Annotated in this window: 14 protein-coding genes; 12 read left to right on the forward strand and 2 right to left on the reverse strand. The window is 71.4% G+C overall.

From position 1 onward, the window contains the following. Positions 1-41: 41 nt before the first annotated feature. The 9 genes from G6O68_RS28825 (at position 42) to G6O68_RS28865 (ending at position 18,134) form a co-directional block, all read left to right on the forward strand. Positions 42-5,474: a beta strand repeat-containing protein gene (locus G6O68_RS28825; protein WP_165252701.1), complete on the forward strand. Its 5,433-nt coding sequence runs from the start codon at positions 42-44 to the stop codon at positions 5,472-5,474. A gap of 176 nt (positions 5,475-5,650) precedes the next feature. Beyond that, the gene (locus G6O68_RS28830) at positions 5,651-6,085 is read left to right on the forward strand and encodes a HEAT repeat domain-containing protein (RefSeq protein WP_165252703.1); all 435 of its coding nucleotides are present in this window, start codon (positions 5,651-5,653) and stop codon (positions 6,083-6,085) included. A 10-nt stretch (positions 6,086-6,095) separates the two neighbouring features. After that, a complete protein-coding gene (locus tag G6O68_RS28835; protein ID WP_240911549.1) occupies positions 6,096-6,992 on the forward strand; it encodes an ABC transporter permease in 897 nt (298 codons plus the stop codon). 48 nt (positions 6,993-7,040) lie between these two features. Next, on the forward strand, positions 7,041-8,327 hold the full coding sequence (locus G6O68_RS28840) for an MlaD family protein (RefSeq protein ID WP_165252705.1): 1,287 nt from the start codon (positions 7,041-7,043) through the stop codon (positions 8,325-8,327). A gap of 30 nt (positions 8,328-8,357) precedes the next feature. After that, positions 8,358-9,470, forward strand: coding sequence for an acyltransferase family protein (locus tag G6O68_RS28845; RefSeq protein ID WP_165252707.1), 1,113 nt, complete (start codon positions 8,358-8,360; stop codon positions 9,468-9,470). A gap of 273 nt (positions 9,471-9,743) precedes the next feature. Further along, a complete protein-coding gene (locus G6O68_RS28850; RefSeq protein WP_165252709.1) occupies positions 9,744-10,025 on the forward strand; it encodes a flagellar biosynthesis anti-sigma factor FlgM in 282 nt (93 codons plus the stop codon). Positions 10,026-10,331: 306 nt separating this feature from the next. Next, a complete protein-coding gene (locus tag G6O68_RS28855) occupies positions 10,332-10,754 on the forward strand; it encodes a hypothetical protein (protein ID WP_165252711.1) in 423 nt (140 codons plus the stop codon). 453 nt (positions 10,755-11,207) lie between these two features. Continuing rightward, positions 11,208-15,548, forward strand: coding sequence for a PVC-type heme-binding CxxCH protein (locus G6O68_RS28860; RefSeq protein ID WP_206108241.1), 4,341 nt, complete (start codon positions 11,208-11,210; stop codon positions 15,546-15,548). A 354-nt stretch (positions 15,549-15,902) separates the two neighbouring features. Next, positions 15,903-18,134, forward strand: a complete 2,232-nt coding sequence (locus tag G6O68_RS28865; protein WP_206108242.1) for a glycoside hydrolase family 2 protein — start codon at positions 15,903-15,905, stop codon at positions 18,132-18,134. Between the two features lie 102 nt (positions 18,135-18,236). Here the strand turns inward: G6O68_RS28865 and G6O68_RS28870 are convergent, their stop codons facing one another. Together G6O68_RS28870 and G6O68_RS28875 are read right to left on the reverse strand one after the other, a co-directional pair. Further along, positions 18,237-18,605 carry a DUF6678 family protein gene (locus G6O68_RS28870; protein ID WP_315852145.1) on the reverse strand — a complete coding sequence of 123 codons (369 nt, stop codon included), beginning with the start codon at positions 18,603-18,605 and terminating at the stop codon, positions 18,237-18,239. Positions 18,606-18,730: 125 nt separating this feature from the next. Then, complete coding sequence (locus G6O68_RS28875; protein WP_165252716.1) at positions 18,731-21,118, reverse strand: FG-GAP repeat domain-containing protein; 2,388 nt, start codon at positions 21,116-21,118, stop codon at positions 18,731-18,733. 354 nt (positions 21,119-21,472) lie between these two features. On the opposite strand from G6O68_RS28875, the gene G6O68_RS28880 reads away from it, so the two are divergent. From G6O68_RS28880 to G6O68_RS28890, 3 genes are read left to right on the forward strand one after another with little or no spacing between them, the layout of a single operon-like run. After that, positions 21,473-23,323: a type II and III secretion system protein family protein gene (locus tag G6O68_RS28880; protein ID WP_165252718.1), complete on the forward strand. Its 1,851-nt coding sequence runs from the start codon at positions 21,473-21,475 to the stop codon at positions 23,321-23,323. A 17-nt stretch (positions 23,324-23,340) separates the two neighbouring features. Next, on the forward strand, positions 23,341-24,120 hold the full coding sequence (locus G6O68_RS28885; protein WP_165252720.1) for a hypothetical protein: 780 nt from the start codon (positions 23,341-23,343) through the stop codon (positions 24,118-24,120). A gap of 53 nt (positions 24,121-24,173) precedes the next feature. After that, positions 24,174-24,998 (forward strand): tetratricopeptide repeat protein, encoded by an 825-nt coding sequence (locus tag G6O68_RS28890; protein WP_165252722.1) that lies wholly within the window; start codon positions 24,174-24,176, stop codon positions 24,996-24,998. The last annotated feature ends 30 nt before the right edge of the window (positions 24,999-25,028 follow it).

Below are 25,028 nucleotides of genomic sequence, written 5' to 3' on the forward strand. Positions count from 1 at the left end.
CGGACGCGCATCTCCCGATCCGAAACACCGAGGAATCCCCCATGCTTCCCCCCCTCCGGCCCGGCGTCGGCAAATCCTCCCTCGAACGCAAGGGCCGGGAACGCGCGCGGCGCCGCACGCGCTCCGTCCTGCAGATCGAGCCGCTGGAGAGTCGCCGGCTGCTCACCGCTCGGATCTGGACGGGGGCCGTTTCCTCGCTCTGGTCGAATTCGGGGAACTGGCAGGGGGGCACGGCCCCGGTGGCGGGGGACACCCTGATCTTCCCCGCCCTCGCCTCCAACCTGATGAACTCCAACGATTTCGCGGCGGACACCAGCTTCGCCGGCATCTCGATCGAGGCGTCCGGCTACCACCTCCAGGGGAACGCGGTTTCCCTGGCCGGGTCGCTGACGACGACCCACGTCTCCGGTACGGCGATCGTCGAGCTGGAGCTGACGCTGGCGTCCGACCAGACCTTCTCGGTCGACGCCGGGGGGACGTTCCTCCAGTCGGGGGCGGTCGCGGGGGTGGGGACCGGCCTGACCAAGACGGGCGAGGGGACCCTGACCCTCTCGGGGACGAACACCTTCACCGGCGAACTCCAGGTCGACGGGGGCGTCGTCAACGCCCAGAACGGCTCCGCGATCGCCGACGCCGCCCGGGTCGACGTGGCCGCGGACGGCACCTTCAACCTGGCCGACGCCGAGGCGATCGGCTCGCTGGCGGGCGACGGGACCGTCACGCTCGGGTCCTACACCCTGACGATCGGCGACGACGGGACGTCCACCGAGTTCTCCGGCGTCGTCTCCGGGACGGGCGGGCTGACGAAGGTCGGGGCCGGGACGCTGACGCTCTCCGGGACCAACACCTACTCCGGCGCCACGCTGGTCGACGCTGGCTCGCTCGCGGCGGCGAGCGACGCCGCCCTGGGCTCGACGGCCCTGGGGACGACGGTCACGTCCGGGGCCTCGCTCCTCTTCTCCTCGGCTTCGAGCCTCGCGATCGCCGAGCCCATCACGGCCGCCGGGCTCGGCTCCGCTTCCGGCGGGGCGCTGCGGGCGGCCGCGGGGACGGCGACCCTCTCGGGCTCGATCACGATGACCGCCAACCTCTACCTCGGCGCGGGCGACGGGGCCGCGCTGGAGATCTCCGGGGTCATCGACGACGACGCTTCGAGCTTCTCGCTCTCGACGATCGGCGGGACGTCGGGTCGGGTCGTCCTCTCGGGCGCCAACCTGTTCGACGGGGGGGTGACCGCCGCCTCGGGATACCTCCGCGTCGCCGCCGACGACGCCCTCGGCGACCCGACCTCCTCGACCACGGCGACGATCCAGTCCGGCGCGACCCTCGAGCTGACCGGCGGGATCTCGCTCCCCTCGACCAAGTCCCTCGCCCTGGTCGGGTTGCCGGTTTCGAACACATCCAAAGTCATGAACGTGCTCGGCGACAACGCGATCGCCGGCGACGTCTCGCTCGCCGACAACAACCAGGCGTTCGCGGTCGCGAGCGGCTGGGTCCTGACCCTCTCCGGCGACGTCTCGGGCTCGGTGGACTACGACAAGAACGACGCGGGGACCCTGATCGTCTCGGGGACCACCTCGCATACGGGGAAGATCAACGTCGGCGACGGCACCCTGCTGATCTCGGGGGACGTCTCCGCCAGCTCCTCGATCTTCGCGGACGGCCTCCTCGGCGGCGACGGGGCCATGCCGGAGGTCACGATCAGCGCCATCGGCACGCTCGCGCCGACCCGGTCCGCGACCGTCCCGACGGCCGGCGACGCCAGCCTCTCGACCGGCGCCAAGTACCGGGTCGTGATCGGCGGGACGACGGCCGGGGCGGGCTACACCCAGCTGATCGTCGACGGCCTGGACCTCAACGCCGACTCCGGCGAGGGCGCGACGCTGGAGGTTTCCCTGGACTCCTTCGCCCCGTCGGCGGGCTCCACCTTCAAGATCCTCGACGCCTCGTCGGCGATCGTCGGGACGTTCCAGGACCTGCCCGAGGGGTCCGTCTTCAGCGTGGGTTCCTCCAGGTTCCGGATCTCCTACACCGGCGGCGACGTGGTCCTGACGGCCCTCGGGACCCCGACCGTCTCGCCGACCTCTCCGGCGAATCCGAGCGTCTACGGCCAGGGCGTCGCGTTCTCGGTCACCGTCTCGGGCTCGGGCGTCACGCCGACCGGGACGGCGACGCTGGTCGTGGGCGGCACCCCCATCGAGGCCGTGGAGCTCGTCTCGGGCTCCGCCACCTTCAGCTCGATCGCGTCCCTCGCCCCCGGCAGCTACAGCGTCGTCGTCGAATACTCCGGCGACGCCGCCTACGAGGCGGGCTCCGCCTCCCTCACCCAGACGGTGAACCAGGCCTCCACGACCGTCACGGTCGTCGCCGCGCCGACCCCCTCGGTCTACGGCCAGTCGGTGACGTTCACGGCGACGGTCGCCCCCGTCTCCCCCGGCGCGGGGACGCCCACCGGCACGGTCACGTTCACGATCGGCTCGACGCCCTACGCGGCGACGCTCTCGGGCGGGGTGGCGACCCTCACCACCAGCTCGCTCGCCGTCGGCTCGACGACCGTCACCGCCACTTACAACGGCGACGCGAACTACACGTCCAGCACTGGGACCGCCACCCAGACGGTGAACCAGGCGACCACCACGACCACCCTGGTCGCCGTCCCGGCCGCGCCGTTCTACGGCCAGGTGGCGACGTTCACGGCGACCGTGGCCGCGGTCGGCCCGGGAGCCGGGACGCCGACCGGCACGGTCACCTTCACCCTCGGCTCGACCTCCCAGACGGTGGCCCTGGTCGGCGGCGCGGCGTCCTGGACCACCAGCGCCCTGTCCGTCGGCTCGAACGGGGTCACGGCCACGTACAACGCCGACGCGAACTACGCCGGCAGCACCGGCTCGACGACCGTGACGCAGATCCCCGGCCCCACGACGACCACGGTGGTCGGCTCGCCCAACCCCTCGACTTACGGCCAGTCGGTGACGTTCACGGCCGTCGTGACCCCGATCGCCCCCGGGGGGGGCGTGCCGATCGGCACGGTCACCTTCATCGCGGGCAGTTCGTCCATGATCGCGGTGCTCGTCGGCGGGGTGGCGACCTGGACCACCAGTGCGCTCGCCGTCGGGACGCACGCCGTCACCGCGGTCTTCACCGGCGGGGCGACCCACCTGGCGAGCGTCGGCGCGACCGCCCAGACGGTGAATCAGGCCGACACGACGGTCGCCGTCGTCGGCGCCCCGAGCCCCTCGATCTTCGGCCAGTCCGTCACCTTCACGGCGACGGTGGCCCCGGTCGCATCCGGCGCCGGCACGCCGACCGGCACCGTCACCTTCGTCATCGGCTCGACGACCGCCACCGTGGCTCTCGTCGACGGCGTGGCGACCTACGCGACCAGCGGCCTCGCCGTCGGCGACTACGGAATGTCCGCCACCTACAACGGCGACGCGATCTACGCCGGCTCCGCCGGCGAGGTCGACCATTCGGTCCTCTCGGGCGACACGACGACCACCGTGGTCGGCGCCCCGACCCCCTCGGTCTACGGCCAGTCGGTCACCTTCACGGCGACGGTCGCGGCCCTGGCGGGCGTGCCGACGGGGGCGGTCGACTTCACGATCGGGTCCCAGACGACGGTCGTGGCCCTCGTGGACGGGGTCGCCACGCTCACCGTCTCCAACCTGGCCGTCGGGACCAACACCGTGACGGCGACCTTCCCCGGCGGCGGCGTCTACTCGGCGAGCGCCGGGACGTTCTCGCAGGCGGTCGCCCGGGCCGCGACCGCCGCGACGCTGGTCGCCTCGCCCAACCCCTCGACCCACGGCCAGGGCGTGACCCTGACGGCGACGGTCGCCGCGACGGCCCCCGGGACGGGCGTCCCGGCCGGCGTGGTCGCGTTCTACGCCGACGCGACGCTCCTCGGCACGGCCGCGCTCGGCGCGGGGGGTGTGGCCTCCTTCGTCGCGACGGGGCTCGGGGCCGGGGACCATTCGATCACGGCCGTCTACCTGGGGAACGCGAACTTCTCCGGGGCGACCTCGGCGGCGGTCTCGCAGGTGGTCCGGCGGGCCGCCTCCACGACGAGCCTGACCTCGTCGCCGATCTCGGGGCGGTTCGGCGACCCGATCACGTTCACGGCGACCGTCTCCCCGGCCCGGACCGACGCGACGGTCACGTTCTTCGACGGCGTGACCGCGATCGGCGTCGGCGCGCTCGACGCCTCGGGCGTGGCGACCTTCACGATCGCGAACCTGTCGGCTGGATCGCACGCGATCTCGGCCCGGTTCGACGGCGACCTGGACGTCCAGCCGAGTCTGTCGGCCCCGACCATCGTGACCGTGACCCAGTCGGAGTCGACCGCCGGCGGGGTGGACGCCTCCAGCGGCCAGTTCTACTACGGCGAGGCCGTCGTCCTGTCGATCACCGTCACGGCGGCCTCGAACGGCGGCGCGGCGATGACCGGGACGGTCGCCTTCTTCGACGGGGACGTCTACCTGGGCTCGGCCCCTCTGACGAGCTTGCCGGGGGCGGTCGGGGGGCCCATCGCCCAGACGGCGACGGTGAGCGGCGTGGCGGCCCTGCCGGTCCGGCTCTCGGTGGGCGACCACGTCATCCGGGCGGTCTACTCGGGCGACGCCCTCTATTCGTCCGCCGAGTCCGAGGCGCCGGTCTCGATCGTCGTCGACCCGGCGACGACGGCGACCAGCCTGGCGGTCGCGGCCACGCCGACCCAGCTCATCCTGACCGCCCGCGTCGTCGCGACCTCGCCGGGCGACCCGGCGCTCGCCGGCACGGTGTCCTTCTACCAGGGGACGACGCTCCTGGGGACCGCCCCGCTGATCGACGGCGTCGCGACGCTCGTCGCGCCGGCCCTCCCGCCGGGCGCCTACGCCTACAGCGCGGCCTTCGCCGACGCCGGGGGCAACGCGACGGGGAGCGTCGAGACGACGCTCGCCTCGACCGAAGGCCCCCGGGTGGTCGGCCTCAGCCGGCTCGGCTTCCACGCCCAGCCGACGGTCCTGGTCCTGACCTTCGACTCGCCGCTCGACCCGGCGCGGGCCGAGGACCTGGCGAACTACCGGATCGTCGACTCCCGCGGCCGGGCCGTCCGGCTGGCGTCCGCGACCTACGACCCGATCGCGGGCACGGTGACCCTCCGCCCCGCCCAGCGGCTGAACCTGCACGCCGCCTACACGCTGACGGCCGTCGGCGCCGCGCCGAGCGGCCTGACCGGCTCGACCATGATCCCGCTGGACGGCTCGGGCCGGAATCAGCCGGGGACCGACTTCGTGACCCGCGTGGGCTGGAGGGCGCTCAACGTCCCCGGCCGGCCGCCGGCGGTGACCTTCGCGAACGGCCGACCGACCGGCGCCTCGACGCCCCGGGGCCTCTACATCGCGACGGTCGTGAAGGCGATCCTCCGCAACACGTTCCTGGTCCTGCCCGGCGTCGCGAGCGGGGCGCGGGCCTTCCGGCCGTTCCGGCGTTGATCGGAAGAGAGAGGATCCCCTCCCCCGGGCCTCGCGCCCGGGGGCCTTCGATTGGGATTGCCGGGCTTGCCGACTTCGACTAAAGTCCGTCGCGCATCGGGACGACCGGGGCGCGATTTCGGCGTCCCGGCGTCGGCGTTCGGACAGCCCTGTTCACGGAAGAGCAGCGCCCCAGGATGAGACGATCGCTCGCCGCGGCCACGCTGGTCCTGATCATCGCCCCGTCGCCGGGATGCGGCATGGCGAAGCCGCGGAACTTCCGCAAGATCGAGCATCCCGCGCCCATGGTCCGCGCCCGGGCCCTCAGCCTGGGGGACCGCCGGCCGGGGGCGCAGGTGGTCCCCGCGCTGGTCGCCCGCCTGGACGACCCCGACCCGGTGGTCCGCCTGGCGGCCCACGAGGAGCTGAAGAAGCGGACCGGCCAGGACTTCGGCTACGTCCCCTGGGAAGAGGGGCCCGAACGCCAGGCCGCCGTCGCCCGCTGGCGGGGCTGGATGTCCGGCGATTCGCCGGTCGCTTCGCCCCAGCAGGCCACGGCGGCGGCCCCCGCGGCCGCGCCCTCGCCGCAGCACCAGCCGACGACCCGGATCCGCCGGACCATCCGGCATTGAGGCCCCCATCATGGCGATGACCGCGAGCGCGAACGCGACCCCGACCGGGCCCGCCACCCCGACCTTGCTGGCACCGATCGGCTGGATCGGCCGGGCGGCCTCGGCGATCCTGGGCCACCTCGGCGCCTCGCTGCTGCTGACGTTCGCGGCGGCGGGGGCCGTCCTGCGGGGCCGCATCCACGCGGACGAGCCGTCGCTCCGCGTCGCGACGATGCACGAGCTGTCCTGGATGCTGGGCGCGGGGCTGCCGCTGGTGGGCCTGGTCCACGTGGCGATGGGCTCGTTCCTGTCGATGCAGGCGTACTTCGGCAGCACGTTCGTGGACGGCACGGGGGCCGTGGTGGGCGTCGGCCTGCTGCGCAACCTGGCCTCGATCATGACCGGCCTGACGCTGGCCGGGCTGCTCCCCGGCCGGATTGTCCCCGAGCTGCGGCGGGCCCGAAACGCGGCGACCGCCGGCGACGACGCCGCGTCCCGGCCCTCCCCCGGGCGGCTGGCGGCGGCGCGGATCCTGGCGGCGGTCGCGGCGACCCCGCTGCTCTCGCTCTGGGGCTGCGTGGTGGGGACGGTCGTGGGCTGGAAGTCGTCCGAGGCCCTGATGGGGCTGTCGACGGACATGTACTTCCTGATGCTCGTGCGGATGCTCTGGTTCCGCGACGTGGTCGGCGTGATCGTCAAGGGGATGACCTTCGGCCTGGTCACGGCGGTCCTGGCCTGCGCCGAGGGCCTCGCCGACGGCGGCTCGCGCCCCGGGGCCGACGAGGCGGCCGCGCTCACGACGTCGGTCGTGCGGGCGGCGTGCCTGGCGATGGCGGCGATCCTGCTCATCAACATGACCTGGTTCCTCTTCGTGTACCACGCGGTCCCGATCTACGGGCCTTCGCTTCTGCAACCGCCGACCCCGTGACGGACCGGCCCCCCACGACGGGGGGCCGCGGCCGGGGAGGGAGCCCCAATGCCTTCACGAACATCGACGCGGGAAGTGTGGATCGGCCTGCTGGTGCTGGCGGGCCTGGCCGGCGTGGTCGCCCTGGCGGGGCTGGCCAGCGACGGCCCGGGATTCCTCGCGCCCCACAAGACGCTCGACGTCGTCTTCCGGGACGGCCAGGGGATCCGGATCGGCAGCCCGGTGCGGATCGCCGGGCTCGACGCCGGCAACGTCGTCGACCTCTCGCTGGTGGAGGTCGAGGGCTCGCTCCGCGCCCGGGTCCGGCTCTCGCTGCCGGCGGGGCTGCTCAAGAAGCTCAAGCAGGACGTGAAGGTCACGATCGCGCCGGGGCTCACCGGCATGAGCCACGTCAACGTCGTCGCCTCGGGCTCGTCCGACGTGGGGCTCGTCGACGGCCAGACGATCCAGGGGGTCGAATCCTCGTTCTTCGACCCGATCATCGAGCAGGTCGGGCTCGGGCCCGAGCAGCGCAGCGACCTCAGCCACACGATCGGCGAGGTCCGCCAGACGGTCGACGCCGTGGGCCCCCGGCTGCGGCAGATCCTGGCCTCGTTCGAGGACGCCTCGGGCAACGTGAAGGAGATGAGCGACGCCCTCCGTCCGGCCGTCGAGACCACCGTCGGCCACGTCGAGGATCTGGCCAAGCGGATCGGCGCCACCGCCCCCCGGATCGAGTCGGCGATCACCCGGGTCGACGTCATCACCCGCCTCGTCGAGCTGATCCTGGGGGACAACCGCGAGAACGTCCGGCTCGCCGTCGGCTCGGCCAAGGACGCCGTCGGCTCGGTCAAGGACATCCTCGCCGTCCAGCGGCCCAAGATCGACCGCACCATCGAGCAGGTGGACATGCTCGCCGCCAGGGCCAACCGGGTCGCCTACCAGGCCGACCTGCTGACGACCCAGGGGGTGCAGATCGTCACCAACGGCCGCGCCGACATCGAGCGCTCGATCTCCAACATCCGCGACGCCACCGACTGGGGCGACAAGCTCGTCCAGAAGATCTACACCAACCCGTTCGTCCTCAGCCCGTTCTACAAGCCCTCCAACGAGGACCTGCGCGTCCAGGCGGTCTACGACACCGCCCAGGTCTTCAGCAAGGGGGCCCAGGAGCTGCACGACGCCGCCAAGACCCTGGACGCCATGCAGGCCAAGCCCGCCAGCCCCGAGCAGCAGCAGCAGGTGCAGCTGCTCCAGCAGAAGGTGCTCAACCTCACCCAGGGGCTGGGCCAGACCTCGCAGCTCTTGGCCGAGGGCCTCAAGGCCCCGGCGCAGGCCGGGCGTGTCCGGCGCTGAGAAGTTGGGATCGGACGAGGGGGAGCCGGGATGTACTTTCGCTCGCTGCAGGTGATGAGGGGCTGCGCGGCCGTCGCCGTGGTGCTGTACCACGTCGCCGAGTTCACGGCGTCGATCGGCGGGGCCCCCGACACGGTCTTCCGCAACTTCGACAACCGGTTCTCCATGGGGGCCTGGTTCTTCTTCGCCCTCAGCGGCTTCCTGATGGCGTACATGCTGGACACCTCGTGCGACCGCTTCCTGAGCCGTCGGCTCGTGCGGATCTATCCCACGCTCTGGCTCGCGGCGGCCCTGACCCTGCTCGGCAAGATCGCGGTCTTCGGCCAGGTCGAGAACCAGGGGCTGATCGGCGCGATGACCCTCCTGCCCCGCGGCGGGAAGGTGACGTACCCGCTCGGCGTCGAATGGACGCTCGTCTATGAGCTGTTCTTCTACCTGGTGTGCGCCGCGTTCACCCCCCGGAGGCTCCGGGGCTGGTTCCCGGCGTTCCTGGGAGTCTGGGGGGCGGCGATCGTCGTCGCCAACCTGAGGTTCGGCTTCCCGAGCCCGATGCTCCCCGCGACGAAGCAGATCCCGCTGTCGCTCTTCAACCTGCTGTTCATCATGGGGGGCCTGGGCTACCACGCGTTCAAGCGCCTCGATTCGACGAGCGTCGTCCGGGCCCTGCTGCTGGCGGCGGCGGTCGCGGGGATCGCCGCGACGTACTCCGGAGGGAACCGCGAGGTCGTCCGATTCCTCGGCCTCGGGCTGACGTTCGCCGCCGTGATCGTGCTGGGCTCGTTGCACGACCGCCGGACCCGGCCGCGGCCCGGCGGGTCGTTCTTCGAGAAGCTCGGCGACGCCTCCTACGGCCTCTACCTGATCCACGTCCCGGTCGCCACGACGTTGATGGCCTACCTCGTCCACCACCGGGGGATCCGGCAGCCGACGCTGGTCTCGTTCGCGGCGCTGACCGCGGCGCTCGTCGCCGGCTGGTACTTCGGGAAGGTGGACCTCCGCCTGCACCAGGCCCTCAAGGGCCGCCTGATCAAGGCCCGTATCCCCGCGGGGGGCGGCCTGGCGGGGCCGCATCGCGAACCGGGGCACCCGGCTCATCGCGAGGCGAGATCGACGCAGTTCGCCCCCACGACGCCTGTCTCCTGATTGACTTATCTTGCTTGATTTATCCAACTTGACCCTGGTCATGAAGCGCGGTTTTTTCCGGTTTTGACTCAACCGGCGGGCCCATGGGGCCGATATTAACGACATCGACGCTCGACCTCGGACGTCTAGGCGGTGAATGGAGACCGGAACGGGGAGCTTCCGGCTGAGTGTCAGCCGGGCCGCTCTCGCGAGAACTTCAGCCGTCCTCATCGAACGGCACCCAGATCAGCCGAAGGCCCGGCCTTCGGACACGGCACCCAAACGGAGGCGAATATGGAAATCTTCGGCGCAGGGGGCGCACAAGGCCCTCAACCCATCTTCCCGCGACTGGCCCCGTTCAGCGTCGACGCCGGCACCACCGTGCAGGCCGGCGCCCCGCGCGACCAGGTCGAAATCTCGCCGCTCGGCCAGATGCTCGACGGCATCAGCCGCCTGCCCGAGATCCGTCACGAGCGGGTCGAAGAGATCCGCCGCCAGATCGCCGAGGGGACCTACGACACCCCCGAACGGCTCGAACTGGCCCTCGACCGGATGCTGTCCGAGTTCCTCGGCTGATCCAGACCGACCTAGACCCGGCACCACCCGCCGGGCGATCGTAACGACCAGGCCGGCCCCGGACGCACCATGCATGGCGCGCCCGGGCCGGCCTGTTGACGTTTCGAAGCCTCGCGAAATCGGCTTCGAATTGGCTTCGTTCGCGCGCCGCCTTCGAGCCGATTGTTGAATACAAATCTCAATCTCGTAACAAGTTGCACCCGCAAAGCCAATTGGCTTCGTTCGACGCGCTTTGATGGGGCCTCGAGACGTCGAGGTGACGAGCCGCCGCCGCGACGGGCGTTCAAGACGTTGGGAGCCAGGGACATGTTTCCCGAACGCGAAGAGGCCGACGCGTTGATGCGCCGGCTCTTGCAGGAGCGCGGGTTCGACTTCGACCGGCCCGACCCGGGGACGGCGTGGGCGGCGTTCCTGGACTTCGTCGTCCGGCCCTTGCCGAACCTGGAGACGATCACGATCGGCTATGAGTGCGAGCACGACGCCGGCCGGGACGGCACGCTCTGGCTGAGCTTCATGCGGCGCGTGACCGAACCCTCGGGAAGCGGATGGGACTGCGGCTGCCTGCTCAGCCTCGACGCGCCGCCGGAGCTTTGGAACGTCGGCGAATCGTGGTGGTGGTGGGAGGAGCACGGCACCATCGAGGAGTGGAGGGCCGACGTCGAAGGGATGCGGAGCTTCCCAATCTGCCTCGCCGCGCGCGGCTGGCGCTGGGAGGGCGTCGCCGGGTGACCCGGCGACCGCCGTCCGCACTGGCCTGAAAACGGCCCCCTCGGCCGTAACGTCTTTCCCCAAAAAGAAGAAACGACCCGAACACGCCGCGCGACATCGGCTTCGTCCGACGCGCCACGGCCTCGACCGAGTTCGTCCGCCCCCGGCCGAGCGGCGTCGTCGCAACCCGCCCGTAAACGAAGCCATCGCACGCCCCCCCCTTCTACAATGGAACTTCGGCGGGGCGCGACGCGACGGCGGAGCCCTCCAGATTGATGATGCCTCCGATCGCCGGGTTGGGGGCGCGAGGGGCCGGAAACCGGGGGAATCCGGACGACCGGCCCGGCCGACCCCGTTCCCTCGCCGAGGGCGCGTCCGCTAGAATCGGACGCGGGACGTCGATACGTGCCGTCACGTCTCCCCTTCTTGCTCCGATCCGCACCCGCATGAATCCCGTCCGAGGGCTCCTCCATCATGTTGCGCCTCCTGCTGCTGCTCGCGTCGAGCGCCGCGACCGCCGCTTTGGCGGCCGCGTCGGCCGGCACGCGAGCCGACGCCGACTCGCCGCCGATCCGCGTCCTCTTCCTCGGCGACCGCGGCCACCACGCGCCCGCCGACCGCGCGGCGCAGATCGCGCCGGTGCTCGCCCTGCGGGGCGTCGACGTGACGTACACCGAGGACGTCGCCTCCGCCCTGAAACCGGAGACGCTCAAGGGGTATGACGCCCTGCTCCTCTACGCCAACATCGACGAGATCGCCCCGGAGCAGGCGAAGGCGCTGGTCGACTACGTCGAGGCGGGCGGCGGATTCGCGCCGATCCACTGCGCCTCGTTCTGCTTCCGCAACGCCCCGGAGGTCGTCGCGCTGATCGGCGGCCAGTTCAAGAGCCACGAGACGGGCGAGTTCGAGACCACGGTCGTCGACGCCGAGCACCCGATCATGAAGGGCCTCGCCCCGTTCAAGACCTGGGATGAGACCTACGTCCACGAGAAGCACAACGCCGAGGGCCGCACCGTCCTCCAGCTGCGCGACCAGGAGCCGTACACCTGGACCCGCGACCAGGGGAAGGGCCGCGTCTTCTACACCGCCTACGGCCACGACTCGAGGACCTGGGAGCAGCCCGGCTTCCAGGCCCTGCTGGAGCGCGGCCTCCGCTGGGCGGCCGGCAAGCCGGTGTTCGACTCGCGGCCGACCGTCGCGTCGGGGCTGAAGCCCGCCGCGGTCGTCGACGCCGGGTCGGACATCCCCAACTACCTCCCCTCGAAGAAGTGGGGCGTGCAGGGCGAGCCGTACCGCAGCATGCCCAAGCCGCTGAGCCCCGAGGACTCGCTCAAGCACCTGATCCTGCCGAAGGGCTTCGAGGCCTCGTTGTTCGCCGCCGAGCCGGAGATCGCCAAACCGATCTGCATGGCCTGGGACCACAAGGGCCGGCTCTGGATCGCCGAGAGCTTCGACTACCCCAACACCAAGCAGCGCCGGGGTTCCGAGGGCCGCGACCGGATCAAGGTCTGCGAGGACCGCGACGGCGACGGCAAGGCCGAGACGTTCACGATCTTCGCCGAGGGGCTGAACATCCCCACGAGCCTCTGCTACTACGACGGCGGGCTGATCGTCCTCCAGGCGCCCGACACGCTCTTCCTCAAGGACACCGACGGCGACGGCAAGGCCGACGTCCGCAAGGTCCTGTTCACGGGCTGGGGGACCGAGGACACCCACGCCGGCCCGAGCAACCTTCGCTACGGCCCCGACGGCTGGATCTGGGGGATCGTCGGGTATTCGGCCTTCGACGGCGAGGTCGGCGGCGAGAAGCACCAGTTCGGCCAGGGGATCTTCCGGTTCAAGCCCGACGGCTCGAAGCTGGAGTTCCTCCGCAGCACCAGCAACAACTCGTGGGGCCTGGGCTTCAGCGAGGAAGGGCTGACCTTCGCCTCCACGGCCAACGGCTGCCCCAGCGTCTTCCTGGGCGTCCCCAACCGCTACTATGAGTCGGTGAAGGGCTGGTCGCCGAGCGTCCTGCGGATGATCGCCGCGACCAACAACATCTACCCCGAGACCGACAAGGTCCGCCAGGTCGACCACCACGGCGGGTTCACCGCCGCCGCCGGCCATGCGCTCTACACCGCGAGGGCGTATCCGGCCCCGTACTGGAACAAGACCGCGTTCGTCGCCGAGCCGACCGGGCACCTGCTGGCGACGTTCACGCTCCAGCCGAAGGGGAGCGACTTCGCCTCGTACAACGGCTGGAACCTCGTCTCCAGCGACGACGAATGGACCGCGCCGATCATGGCCGAGGTCGGCCCCGACGGCAACGTCTGGGTCATCGACTGGTACAACTACATCGTGCAGCACAACCCCACGCCCCAGGGATTCCAGACCGGCAAGGGGAACGCCTACGAGACCCCCCTGCGCGACAAGACCCACGGCCGGATCCACCGGATCGCCTGGAAGGACGCCCCGAAGGCCGCGTGGAAACCGCTCGACCCGGCCGACCCCGACGGCCTCGTCGCCGCGCTGGGGAGCGACAATCAGTTCTGGCGTCTGCACGCCCAGCGGCTGCTGACCGAGCGCGGCAAGGCCGACGTGGTCCCGAAGCTGCTCGCCCTGGCCGCCGACCCGAAGGTCGACGCCGTCGGCCTGAACCCCGGCGCGATCCACGCCCTCTGGACGCTCCGCGGCCTGAACGCCCTGGCCGACGCCGAGGCCCGCGCGGCGGCCGTCGCGGCGCTCAAGCACCCCTCGGCCGGCGTCCGCCGCGCGGCCTTGCAGGTCCTCCCGCGCGACGCCGACGGCGTGAAGGCGCTGCTCGCGGCCGGCTCGCTGGCCGATGAAGACGCGCAAGTCCGCCTCGCCGCCCTCCTGGCCCTCGCCGACGTCCCGACCGACCCGGCGGCGGGCGCGGGGATCGCCGAGGCGCTCGTCGCCGGCCTGGGCGCCCGCGATCGCTGGCTGACCGACGCCGCCACGAGCGCCGCGGCCGCGCACGCCGAGCCGTTCCTGAAGGCGCTGGCCGCGACGAAGGCCGGGGGCGAGCCCTCGCCCACGCTGCTCGCGGTGGTCGAGCGGGTCGCCGAGCATCACGCGCGGGGCGGCCCGGCCGAGACGGTCGGCGGCCTGCTGACGGCCTTCGGCGAGCGGGCCGACGACCCCTTCGTCCGCGCGATCGCCGGCCGCGTCGTGCTGGGCGAGGCCAAGGGCTGGCCCGCCGACCGCAAGCCGACGCTCGACGCGGCGACCGAGAAGGCGCTCGCCGGGCTGCTGGAGAAGCTCCCGGCCGACGCCCGGGGCCGGCTGGTCTTCCTCGGCTCGCGGTGGGGGAGCGAGGCCATGAAGGAGGCGTCCGAGGCCGTCGCGAAGACGATGCTGGCGACGATCGCCGACGAGGCCAAACCCGAAGACGAGCGGCTCGCCGCCGCCCGCGAGGTCGTCGCCCTCCGCCCCGAGGACGACGCCGTGGCCGCCGAGTTGATCGACGCGATCACCCCCCGCACGCCCCCGGCGCTGGCCGGCGGGCTCGTCGAGGCGCTGGCCAAGGGCCGCGCCCGCGAGGCCGGCAAGGCCCTGCTCGACGGCCTGCCGCGCATGACCCCCGGCACCCGCTCGATCGCCGTCCGGGCGCTGCTCGGCCGGGCCGACTGGACGGCCGACCTGCTCGCCGCCGTGGACGACGGCCGGCTCGGCTGGGACGACTTCACGCTCGACCAGAAGCAGGCCCTGGCCGCCCACCCGGACAAGGCCCTGGCCGAGAAGGCCGCCATGCTCATCGCCCGCGGCGGCGCCCTGCCCGACGCCGACCGCCAGGCGGTCGTCGAACAGCTCATGAAGGTCGTCCTCGAAGGGGGCGACGCGGCGCACGGCAAGAAGGTGTTCGTCGAGCAGTGCGCCAAGTGCCACAAGCACGGCGGCGAGGGGGGGAACGTCGGCCCCGACCTCAGCGGCATGGCGTCGCACCCCCGCTCCGAGCTGCTCGTCCACATCGTCGACCCCAGCCGGAGCGTCGAGGGGAACTTCGTCCAGTACACGCTCGCCACGACCGACGGCCGGGTCATCAACGGCCTGATGGCCTCGGAGTCCAAGACGGCCGTCGAGCTGCTCGACGCCGACGCCAAGACCCACGTCGTCCTCCGCGAGGACATCGACGAGATGGTCGCCTCCAAGAAGTCGCTCATGCCCGAGGGCTTCGAGAAGCAGATGAAGGAGGGCGACCTCACGGATCTCCTCGCCTTCCTCACCCAGCGCGGCAAGTACCTGCCGCTGGACCTCCGCAAGGCCGCCACCGTCGTCACGACGAAGGGGATGTTCTACGCCTCCGAGTCCCCGGTGGAGCGGCTGATCTTCCCCGACTGGGGCCCGAAGGAGTTCCAGGGCGTGCCGTATCAGCTGATCGACCCCAAGGGGGACCGCACGCCGAACGCGATCCTGCTCAACGGGCCGATCGGCGAGGTCCCCCCGAAGATGCCCCGGGCCGTCGAGCTGGACTGCAACGCGCCGGCGAAGGCGATCCACATCCTGGGGGGCGTGGGCGGCTGGGCCTACAACGGCGGCGAGCCGCGCAAGACGGTCTCGATGATCGTCCGGCTGCACTACGCCGACGGCAAGACGGAGGACCACCCGCTGCTCGACGGCGTGCACCTGGCGGACTACATCCGCCCGATCGACGTCCCCGGCTCCGATCTGGCCTTCACCCTCCGCGGTCGCCAGCTCCGCCACGTCCGGATCGCCCCCGAGCGGTCCGAGGCCGTGGCGAAGATCGAGCTGGTCAAGGGGGACGACCAGACCGCCCCGGTCGTCATGGCCGTGACCGTGGAGACCGAGTAAACCAAGCGGGCCGGCGACGTCATGCCTTCCCCCCTGGCGGGGGAAGGTGGCCGAAGGCCGGATGGAGGGGGGACGAGCGAGACGTCCGTCGGAGCTTCCGAAGCGACCTCCCGAGGCCGACGGCCGTGCAAGCGGGCTTCATAGGCCCACGCTCCCCGCGGGCGTCCCCCCCTCATCTGACCGCTGCGCGGTCTGCCTTCCCCCGCCAGGGGGGAAGACCGTTTTCGGCCGACGCCTCCTCGCGACGTCCGCCTTGATGATCCCCCTCATCCGGCCCTGAAGGGCCACCTTCCCCCACCGGGGGGGAGGGAAGATGTTGAATCGCAGAATCGTGAGATGGAAAGGATCGACCTCGTGAGACGCCTCCTCTTCGGCGTGCTGTTGGCCGCCGCGCCGGCGATCGCCCTCGCCGACGACGCCCCGGCCTGGCAGCCCGCACAGGCCGCCCTCAAGACCCGATGGGCCGACCAGGTCGACCCGGCGACCGTGCATTCCGAGTACCCCCGCCCGCAGCTCGTCCGCGAGCGCTGGGTCAACCTGAACGGCCTGTGGGACCACGCCGTGCGGCCGTCGGCCGAGGCGCGGCCCGAGGCGTTCGACGGGCCGATCCTCGTGCCGTTCCCGATCGAGTCGGCCCTGAGCGGCGTCAAGAAGGCGGTGAAGCCCGACGAGACGCTCTGGTATCGCCGGACGTTCGACCTGCAGGAGCCCGCCGCAGGCACGCGGTTCCTGCTCCACTTCGGCGCCGTCGACTGGGCGGCGACCGTCACCGTCAACGGCAAGGAGGTCGGCTCGCACAAGGGGGGCTTCGACCCCTTCACGTTCGACGTGACCGACGCGCTCGACTTCTCGAAGGAGGCCCAGGAGGTCGTCGTCGCGGTGACCGACCCGACCGACACCGGCAGCCAGCCGCGCGGCAAGCAGGTCCTCAAGCCCGAAGGCATCTGGTACACGGCCGTCACCGGGATCTGGCAGACGGTCTGGCTGGAGCCGGTCCCGGCGACGCGGATCGACGCGCTCAAGATCGTCACCGACGTGGATGCGAAGGAAGTCCGCGTCACCCCGACGGTCGTGGGCGAGCCCGGCGCGGCGGTCCGCGTGCTGGTCTTCGACGGCGACGACGTGATCGCCGAGGCGACCGGCCCGGCCGGCGAGCCGATCAAGATCGCGATCGCCGAGCCCAAGCTGTGGGGGCCCGACTCCCCCTTCCTCTACGACGTCAAGGCGACCGTGGGAGGCGACGGCGGCGACGCGGTGGGCTCGTACTTCGGCATGCGGAAGATCGCGATCGCCAAGGACGAGGCCGGCGTGCTCCGGCTGATGCTGAACGACAGGCCGCTCTTCCAGTACGGCCCGCTCGACCAGGGCTGGTGGCCCGACGGCCTCTACACGGCCCCGACCGACGAGGCGCTCAAGTACGACCTGGACGTGACGAAGCAGCTCAACTTCAACATGATCCGCAAGCACGTGAAGGTCGAGCCCGCGCGCTGGTACCGCTACTGCGACGAGATGGGGTTCCTCGTCTGGCAGGACATGCCCTCGGCCGACAACAAGACCGACGAGTCGAAGGAGCAGTTCGGCGTCGAGTGGAAGGCCGTGATCGACGCCCTGCACAACCACCCGTCGATCGTCATGTGGGTGCCGTTCAACGAGGGCTGGGGCCAGCACGACACCGAACGCGTCGTCGCCTGGACCAAGGAGTACGACCCGACCCGGCTGGTCAACAACGCAAGCGGCTGGACCGACAAGGGGGTGGGCGACGTCAACGACATGCACAACTACCCCGGCCCCGGCATGCCCGCCCTGGAGGAGAACCGCGCGGCGGTGCTCGGCGAGTTCGGCGGCCTCGGCCTGCCGACCGAAGGCCACGTCCTGCTGGAGAAGGGCAACTGGGGCTACGTCAGCTTCAAGAACCCCGAGGAGCTGGGCGCCCGCTACCTGGGGCTGGTCGACCGCCTGAAGGTGCTCGCCGGCCTGGGCCTGGGCGCCGCCGTGTACACGCAGACGACCGACGTGGAGATCGAGGTCAACGGCTTCATGACGTATGACCGCGAGGTGATGAAGTTCCCGGTCGAGGCCGTCGCCTCGGCCCACGCCGGGCTCTACGACGCGACCCAGCCGCTCAAGGCGAACGTCCTGATCCCCACCGCGCAGACCGCCCCGCAGGAGTGGAAGTACACGACCGACACGCCGGCCGAGGGCTGGCAAGGGCCCGACTTCGACGACTCCGGCTGGGCGACCGGCCCCGGCGGGTTCGGCACGAAGGAGACGCCGAATACGGTCATCGGCACCGAGTGGACCACGCCCGACATCCACATCCGCAAGGAGATCGAGCTGGCCGAGGCCCCGACCGGCCAGCTCTGGCTCTGGATCCACCACGACGACGAGGCCGAGGTCTTCCTCAACGGCGAGTCCGTCGCCAAGCTCGGCAAGTGGGTCACGAACTACGAGTTCGTCCCCCTCCCCGCCTCCGCCGCCCAGGCTTTGAAGGCCGGCCGGAACGTCGTCGCCGTCTCCTGCCACCAGGACAAGGGGGGCCAGTCGATCGACGTCGGCCTGATCGAGGTCAAGCAGGCCCAGCCCTGAATTGCTCCAACCTGCAAACGAAGCGGCCCCGCCGGGATCGGCGGGGCCGCTTCGTTTCGAACGCGATGAGTACGCCACTCGGCAGCTTTCCGAGGCGCGGCTTCAGAGGAATGCGGGCGCGACGCCGGGCCGCAACCATCCCCAGATTCGCACCCTTCCGCCTTCCAGGCTGATCGGAGCACCGACCTTTTTCAGGGTCGCGATGATCTCGTCACGCCGGAGATCTGGGCCGATATCCAGCCACTCGATGGTCTCCCAGGGCCGGGGATGATAGATCCACTCGCGATCCACGGTCGCGGGCCCCGGTTCAAGCCCCTGCAGGTCTTTGATGCGGAAGCCTGGCGGGCCGCCTGCCAACCCACGCATCGCCTCGGTCGCCTCACGCCACTTGGTGGCGTTCATCGCCGAGACGAGATTCTCACGGGCGACGTACCTTCGCCAGGCCTCGAGTTCCCGTTCTTGAGCCCGCATGGGTTTCGGCACATCCGACAGAGATCGCCTTGATGGTCCCCCACATCCGGCCCTTCGGGCCACCTCCCCCCACCGGGGGGGTGAAGGAAGGACTTATATCAACAACCGATCATGCAACGCCCGACTCACTTCGGCGCGGCGGCGGTCTCGGGGTCTTTCTTGCTCTCGGGGCCGGGGTCCTGGCGGAGGACGACGACGCGGTCGTGGAGGATGAGGACGAGGTCGGTGCGGCCGTCGCCGTCGACGTCGCCGGCGGCCATCTCGCGGGGTTCGAAGGAGGTGCCGCCCCCCCGGAAGGACTTGCGCTCGTAGAGCTTGAAGGTCAGGGCGTGGAGCAGGTCCTCGGCGCCGTCGAAGGTGGCGACGTCCAGGGCCTGTTCGACGACGTCGGTGAAGATCACGTCGGCCACGCCGTCGGCGTTGAAGTCGCCGGCGATCAGGTCGCCGAGCCGGCCTTCGACGGTCCGGGGTTCGTAGGAGGCGATGACCTTCAGGCGGCGGCCGGTCCCGCCGGTCTGGAGCACGGCGAAGCGGTCGGTGCCGGCGATCAAGAGGTCGTCGCGGCCGTCGCCGTCGAAGTCGCCGACGTGCAGGCCTTCGAAGTTGATCGAGCCGACCGAGAGCGAGCCGGCCTGGCGGTAGACGCCGTCCTTGGGGGTCAGGAACAGCAGCGATTTGGTGCTGCGGTCGAGCAGGACGAGGTCCTTGCGGCCCTCGCCCGTGACGTCGAGGGCCGCGGCGCCCTGGACCTGGGCGGTGCCGCGCGCGGAGTTGTACTGGTCCTCGATCCGCCACTGGCCCTGGTCGTCGAGCCGGACGTGGCGGGCGAACGTGTTCTGCGAGACGATCAGCGCGGGCTTCCCGTCCAGGTCGGCCGCGGTCAGGGCGGCGGGGGTGGAGCCGCCGAGCGGGCCGAGGCTCCCGGCGAACGGCTTGAGGCCCTCGTCCTTCTGGCCCAGCAGCAGCACCGGCGAGCCGAAGGCGCTGTAGGCCAGCAGGTCGGTCTCGCCGTCGGCGTTCACGTCGAACGCCCGGATGGCGGTGGGGGCCCCCGAGAGGCCGGCGATCGGCACGGCCTCGGCGTCGCCGAACTTCACCTCGGCGAACCCGTCCCGGCCCTCGGCGCGGACGGCCCGCAGCTCGAACGTGTCGGCGCCGGGCTTGGTCCGGGCGGCGTAGACCAGGGCCGGCTTGCCCGACTCCTCGACGTCGGCGAGGGCCATGGCGACGGGCTCCCCCTTGATGGGGAGGGCGGACGGGAAGGACAGGCGGCCCTCGTCGAACCGGCTGCGGCCGATCTGCTTCTCCTGCTCGGAGAGGACGTAGACCTCGTCGCGGCCGTCGCCGTCGAGGTCGGCGAGGACCGTCCCCTTGCCCCCCAGCAGGCCGGGGAAGGACTCGCCGGTGCTCAGGCCCGCCTCGCCGGCCTGGCGGTAGAGCCAGACCTGGGCGTTGGCCGGGTCGGTGACGACCACGTCCTTCCGCTTATCGCCGTCGACGTCCCCCACGGCCAGGCTGCGGCCGCGCTCGTTCCCCTTGGGGAAGCCGAAGTAGACCAGGCGGCCCCAGCGGTCGTCGGAGTCGGGAGCGGAATCGTCCAGGGTGTAGACCTTGCCCCGCCCCGACTGCTCCTCGACCGTCAGCAGCTCCACGCCGGGCTTGCCGTCGATCTGGCCGAACGCCAGCGCCCGGGGGCTCGCCAGGGCGAACTGCCGCTCGGGGCCGAGCTTCTTGTCGGCGGTGGCGAAGCGGACGTGGATCGGGTGGTCGGCGTCGCCGTCCATGATGATCAGGTCGGCCGCGCCGTCGCCGTCGAGGTCGTGGATCTTGACCATCCGGGGGGTGGTCGCCGTGTGGGGCGCCCGCTCGGGCTCCGAGAGCACGCCGGGCTCGCGCTGGTGGATCAGCACCAGCTCGCCCTCGGCCAGCAGGGCCACGTCGTCGCGGCCGTCCTGGTCGAGGTCGCCGACGGCCAGGGCGTTGGGGGCCTCCAGGGCGTCGCCGCACTTGATCCGCTTCGGGGGGCCGAACTTGCCGCCGCCTTCGTTGGGGAGGATGACGATCTCGGCCGGGGTGCCGTAGAAGATCAGGTCGGCCTTGCCGTCGCCGTTGAAGTCGCCCGTGTTCAGGCTGACGACCTCGCGGTCGACCGGCAGGTTGGCGGGCCGCATCCGCTTGTCGGACTCCAGGTCGTTGGCCTGCTTGCGGAAGGGGCGGGCGTCGGCCGCTTCGGCGGGCTTCTCGGTGGAGAGGAGCAGGTCGATCCGCGACCGGGCGTTGTCGGCGACGATCACGTCCTGGATCTTGTCGCCGTCCACGTCCGCGAGGGTCAGGTTGCTGATCCGGTATTCGAGCTTGTACAGCTCCAGCGGCAGGAAGCCGAAATAGTCGGCCAGCCGCGGCTTCGCGGCCGGCGCCCCCTCCTCCGCCGTGGCGCGTCCCGCGCCGGCCGCCCCGATCCCGAGGCAGGCACAAAGGAGGAGGATCCCGCGAATCCTGAGCGGTTTGATCATCGAACGGTTCCCGACGAGCGGCGATTGGGGCCGGTCGGCCGACGCTTCGGCCTCTTCTCGCCCCAGACTACGAGGCCCGCCCGGAATCGACAAGTGGGGGGCTTGTCCGGGATTGGGAAACCTTTTCGGCCCCATGCCGGGGTCCCTGGACGATCACGGGATCGCGACTCCGCGCGTCGGCGTCCAGAATAGTCTCAAGTCGATGGATTGCGGCCGCCGAAGAAGTTCCCGGACGAACCTTGACGATTATTCCGTTTAATCGGCGGCGGACCGCTCATGATGGATTCGCGAACGACGAGCCGGAGGACGACCGGAGGCGGGACTGCCGCGAGGGACCTCCTCGCGACGGCGCTGTTGCTCGCGACGTCTGGCCTCGCCGCGACCGCCCAGGAGGCTCCGGCACCCTCGGCCATGATCCCCCTGCCCCCCCCCCCCCGAGCCGGGGCCGACCTCGACGGCGGCGACGACGCGGCGAGACTGGACGTCCAGGCGCTCCCCGACGCGGCCTCCTCGGCGCCCGTGCTCTCGGGGTCGAAGGCGGCGGCGGTCATCGAGATCAAGGTCGGCCAGGGACGGTTCCTGACCTTGCCCGAGGACCTCGCCCAGCCCGACAAGCCCGCCCCCTTCCTCGCCGTCGGCGACCCCATGGTCGCTGACTTCTTCCAGATGGGGCCGAGGCAGGTCCGCCTGATGGGCAAGCGGCTGGGGATCACCGACCTGATGATCACCACGGCGACGGGCCGGACCTTCGAGTACGAGCTGCGGGTCGTCCCGGACCTCTCGGCGCTGGGGGCGGAGCTGAAACGACTCTTCCCGGACGCCAACCTTACCCTGTCGCCGCTCCGCGACAAGGTGGTCGTCGAGGGCCAGGCCCGCGACGCCAGCCAGGTCGCGCGGATCGTCTCGGCCATCGACGGCTACATCCGGAACGTGCAGCGCGTCATGATCGCCGGCCAGGTCGGCAACGCCCGGAACGCGATCGAGGACGTCGACCCTGAAGGCCCTGAGGTGCCGGTCGGCTCGCCGATGGGCGGTGCCGGCGCGCTGATGGGCGGCGCCGGCGCGTTACCCGCCCTGGGCGAGGACCGCCTGGGAGTCGGCGGTTTCGCCGGCATGGGGGGCATGGGGGGTGGAGCGATGTCGCCCCCGTCCACTCCCGGCTCGATCACGGCCAACCAGATCGCCACCAACCAGACGCAGGTCATCAACCTGATTCGGCTGCCCAGCACGCAGCAGGTGCTGCTGAAGGTACGCGTGGCCGAGCTGAACCGGACGGCCTTCCGGCAGATCGGGGCCGATTTCCTGGCGTCGATCCCGGAGTTCGCCACCTTGTTCGGGTCCCAGATCGGCGGCTCCAGCTTCGTGCCGGGCCGGATCGGCCGGACCACCTTCAACCCCGTCGGCGCCGTGGACCCCCGAAGCCTCACCATCGGGACGGCGTCGACGCTGTTCGGGACGTTCTCCGACGCCCGGTTCACCACGGTGCTCTCGGCGCTGCGGCGGAACAACATGCTGAAGATCCTGGCCGAGCCGAACCTGGTGACGCTCAACGGCCACCAGGCCGACTTCCTGGCCGGCGGCCAGTTCCCGGTGCCGATCAACTCGGGCGTGGGGAGCGGCATCGGCGGCAACATCCAGGTGCAGTTCAAGGACTTCGGCGTCCGCCTGGCGTTCCTGCCGTTCGTGGAGGACGGCGAGACCATCCGCCTCACCGTCGACCCCGAGGTCAGCTCGATCGACTTCGCGCTGGGGACGACGCTCGTCCCAGGCGGCTCACAGGTGCCAGGGCTGAACATCCGGCGTTCGCACACCACGGTGGAGCTGAAGCAGGGGGAGACCCTGGCCATCGCCGGGCTTATGCAGCTGGCCCTCGACGGCGAGACCGAGCGCATCCCCGGCCTGGGCGACCTCCCCTACATCGGGGCCTTCTTCAGCAACACCACCAGCAATCGGATCGAGAAGGAGCTGGTGGTCCTGGTGACCCCCTACCTGATCGAGCCGATGCGGCCCGGCCAGGTCCCCCCCGTCCCCGGCGAAGAGGTGGACCAACCCAACGACCTGGAGTTCTTCTTCATGAACCGGATCGAGGGCCGAACGGGGGTCGACGCTCGGGCGACGACCATGTACGACGATCCGCTCCACCTCGTCCGCCCCGCGCTCATCGAGCGCAAGTACCTGAGCGGCCCGGTGGGGTACTCCAAGTGAGCGAGGAGCGAACCGCGATGAAGCCGACATCCCGGCGCCGTCGGGCGTCCGCCGCGTTGATCCTCGGGCTGGGCCTGGCCCTCAGCGCCCGAGACGCCGCGGCCCAGCAGGCCGTCGAGGCGCCGATCGTGATCCCGCCGCCCCGGCCCCCGGTCGCGCTCCCCGCGCCCGTGGTGATCGAGGCCCCGGCCGACGAGGTGGAGAATCCCCTCGACCGGCCGCCGCTGGACCCGGTGGCCCTGGAGAAGAAGGGGCCGCACTTCTTCTTCAAGAAGATCCGGTCGTGGCCCTGGCGGCGGGTCCAGGGGAAGATGCTGGGGTATCCCGAGGATTTCAAGCCCCGGCCGCTGGGGTCGTCGGTCTACGCCATGGGCCGGACGATGACGGCCAACGGTGCCGAGGCCCGGCTGGCCCTCTACGACTACGACTTCGTGCAGGGCTCCGCCGAGCTGAGCGAGCGGGGCCGGGATCAGCTGGAATTGCTCGCCGCGCAGCTCGCCGCGAGCCCCTACCCGCTGATCGTCGAGCGGACCCCGGGCGACCCGGCGCTGGCCGGCGCGCGTCGGCGGGCCGTCCTGGACGTGCTGACCGCCGCGTCGTTCCCGATCGAGGAGGGCCGCGTGCTCGTCGGCCAGCCCATCCCCTTCGGCATGTCGGGCGTCAACGCGCAGATCATCAGCGCGAACATCCTGAACCGGACCCAGCAGTACGGGCCGCCGGTGCCGATCAACGCGAACGGGGTGAACAGCCCGAGCGGCGTCACCAACCAGATGGTCGGGGCGGTCCCCGGGCAATGACGACGACCGTGACGGATCGCACCCGTCGGCCTCAAGACAAGGATGGATCGATCATGCGAACCGCCCTCTCTCCTCGCGTGCGGATCCTCGGCGGCGGGCTGATCCTGGCGGCCATCGTCCTCGGGGCCGGCTGCCGCGGCGCGGCGGGACGTCGGGCCGAGCACGATTCGGCGAGTCTGCTCAACTCCGGGGGGCCGGCGAAGGTCTCGCGGCGTCAGGCCGCCGACGTCGAGATCGCGATGGGCCGCACGCTCCAGGAGTCGGGAGATCTGAACGGCGCCGAGGCCGCCTTCCGCGACGCCCTGAAGAAGGACCCCCGCCGCGCCGACGCCGAGGCGAAGCTGGCGGTGCTGGCCGAGGAGCGCGGCGATCAAGAGCAGGCGGACGCGCACTTCGAGCGGGCCCTGAAGCTGGCTCCGAAGGATCCGGAAATCCTCTGCGACCGGGGCTACAGCTACTACCTCCAGCGGCGGTGGGCCGACGCCGAGACCTGCCTGCGGAAGGCGCTGCGGGAGGACCCGCGGCACGCCCGAGGTCACAACAACCTGGGCCTGGTCCTGGCCCGCCAGGGAGACGGCGAGGCGGCGCTCGTCGAGTTCGGCAAGGCGGGCTGCGACCGGGCCGACGCCCAGTCGAACCTGGCCCTGGTGATGGCGATGGAAGGCCGCCTGGACGAGGCCCGCGAGCTCTACGCCGCGGCCTCGGCCGCCAAGCCGGGCTCGGCCCCGGCCCGCGAGGGCCTCCGCGCCTCCGGCGCGGCGCTGGCCTCGCGCCTCGCCCCGCCGGCCGGTCCGCTCGCCGCCGCGTCCGTGACGATCCCGCCGCCGCGAAGGCCGGACCCGGCCGTGATCCGGGCCTCAGCGACGCGCGGCGACTGACGGGGCCTTCGCCGTCTCGGCGTCGTCCTA

It is taken from the genome of Paludisphaera soli (assembly GCF_011064595.1).
Classification (GTDB): domain Bacteria; phylum Planctomycetota; class Planctomycetia; order Isosphaerales; family Isosphaeraceae; genus Paludisphaera; species Paludisphaera soli.

Coding starts and splice junctions, on each gene's coding strand:
- G6O68_RS28825 (WP_165252701.1), top strand. CDS start 42: ATGCTTCCCCCCCTCCGGCCCGGCGTCGGCAAATCCTCCCTCGAACGC.
- G6O68_RS28830 (WP_165252703.1), top strand. CDS start 5,651: ATGAGACGATCGCTCGCCGCGGCCACGCTGGTCCTGATCATCGCCCCG.
- G6O68_RS28835 (WP_240911549.1), top strand. CDS start 6,096: ATGGCGATGACCGCGAGCGCGAACGCGACCCCGACCGGGCCCGCCACC.
- G6O68_RS28840 (WP_165252705.1), top strand. CDS start 7,041: ATGCCTTCACGAACATCGACGCGGGAAGTGTGGATCGGCCTGCTGGTG.
- G6O68_RS28845 (WP_165252707.1), top strand. CDS start 8,358: ATGTACTTTCGCTCGCTGCAGGTGATGAGGGGCTGCGCGGCCGTCGCC.
- G6O68_RS28850 (WP_165252709.1), top strand. CDS start 9,744: ATGGAAATCTTCGGCGCAGGGGGCGCACAAGGCCCTCAACCCATCTTC.
- G6O68_RS28855 (WP_165252711.1), top strand. CDS start 10,332: ATGTTTCCCGAACGCGAAGAGGCCGACGCGTTGATGCGCCGGCTCTTG.
- G6O68_RS28860 (WP_206108241.1), top strand. CDS start 11,208: ATGTTGCGCCTCCTGCTGCTGCTCGCGTCGAGCGCCGCGACCGCCGCT.
- G6O68_RS28870 (WP_315852145.1), bottom strand. CDS start 18,605: ATGCGGGCTCAAGAACGGGAACTCGAGGCCTGGCGAAGGTACGTCGCC.
- G6O68_RS28875 (WP_165252716.1), bottom strand. CDS start 21,118: ATGATCAAACCGCTCAGGATTCGCGGGATCCTCCTCCTTTGTGCCTGC.
- G6O68_RS28885 (WP_165252720.1), top strand. CDS start 23,341: ATGAAGCCGACATCCCGGCGCCGTCGGGCGTCCGCCGCGTTGATCCTC.
- G6O68_RS28890 (WP_165252722.1), top strand. CDS start 24,174: ATGCGAACCGCCCTCTCTCCTCGCGTGCGGATCCTCGGCGGCGGGCTG.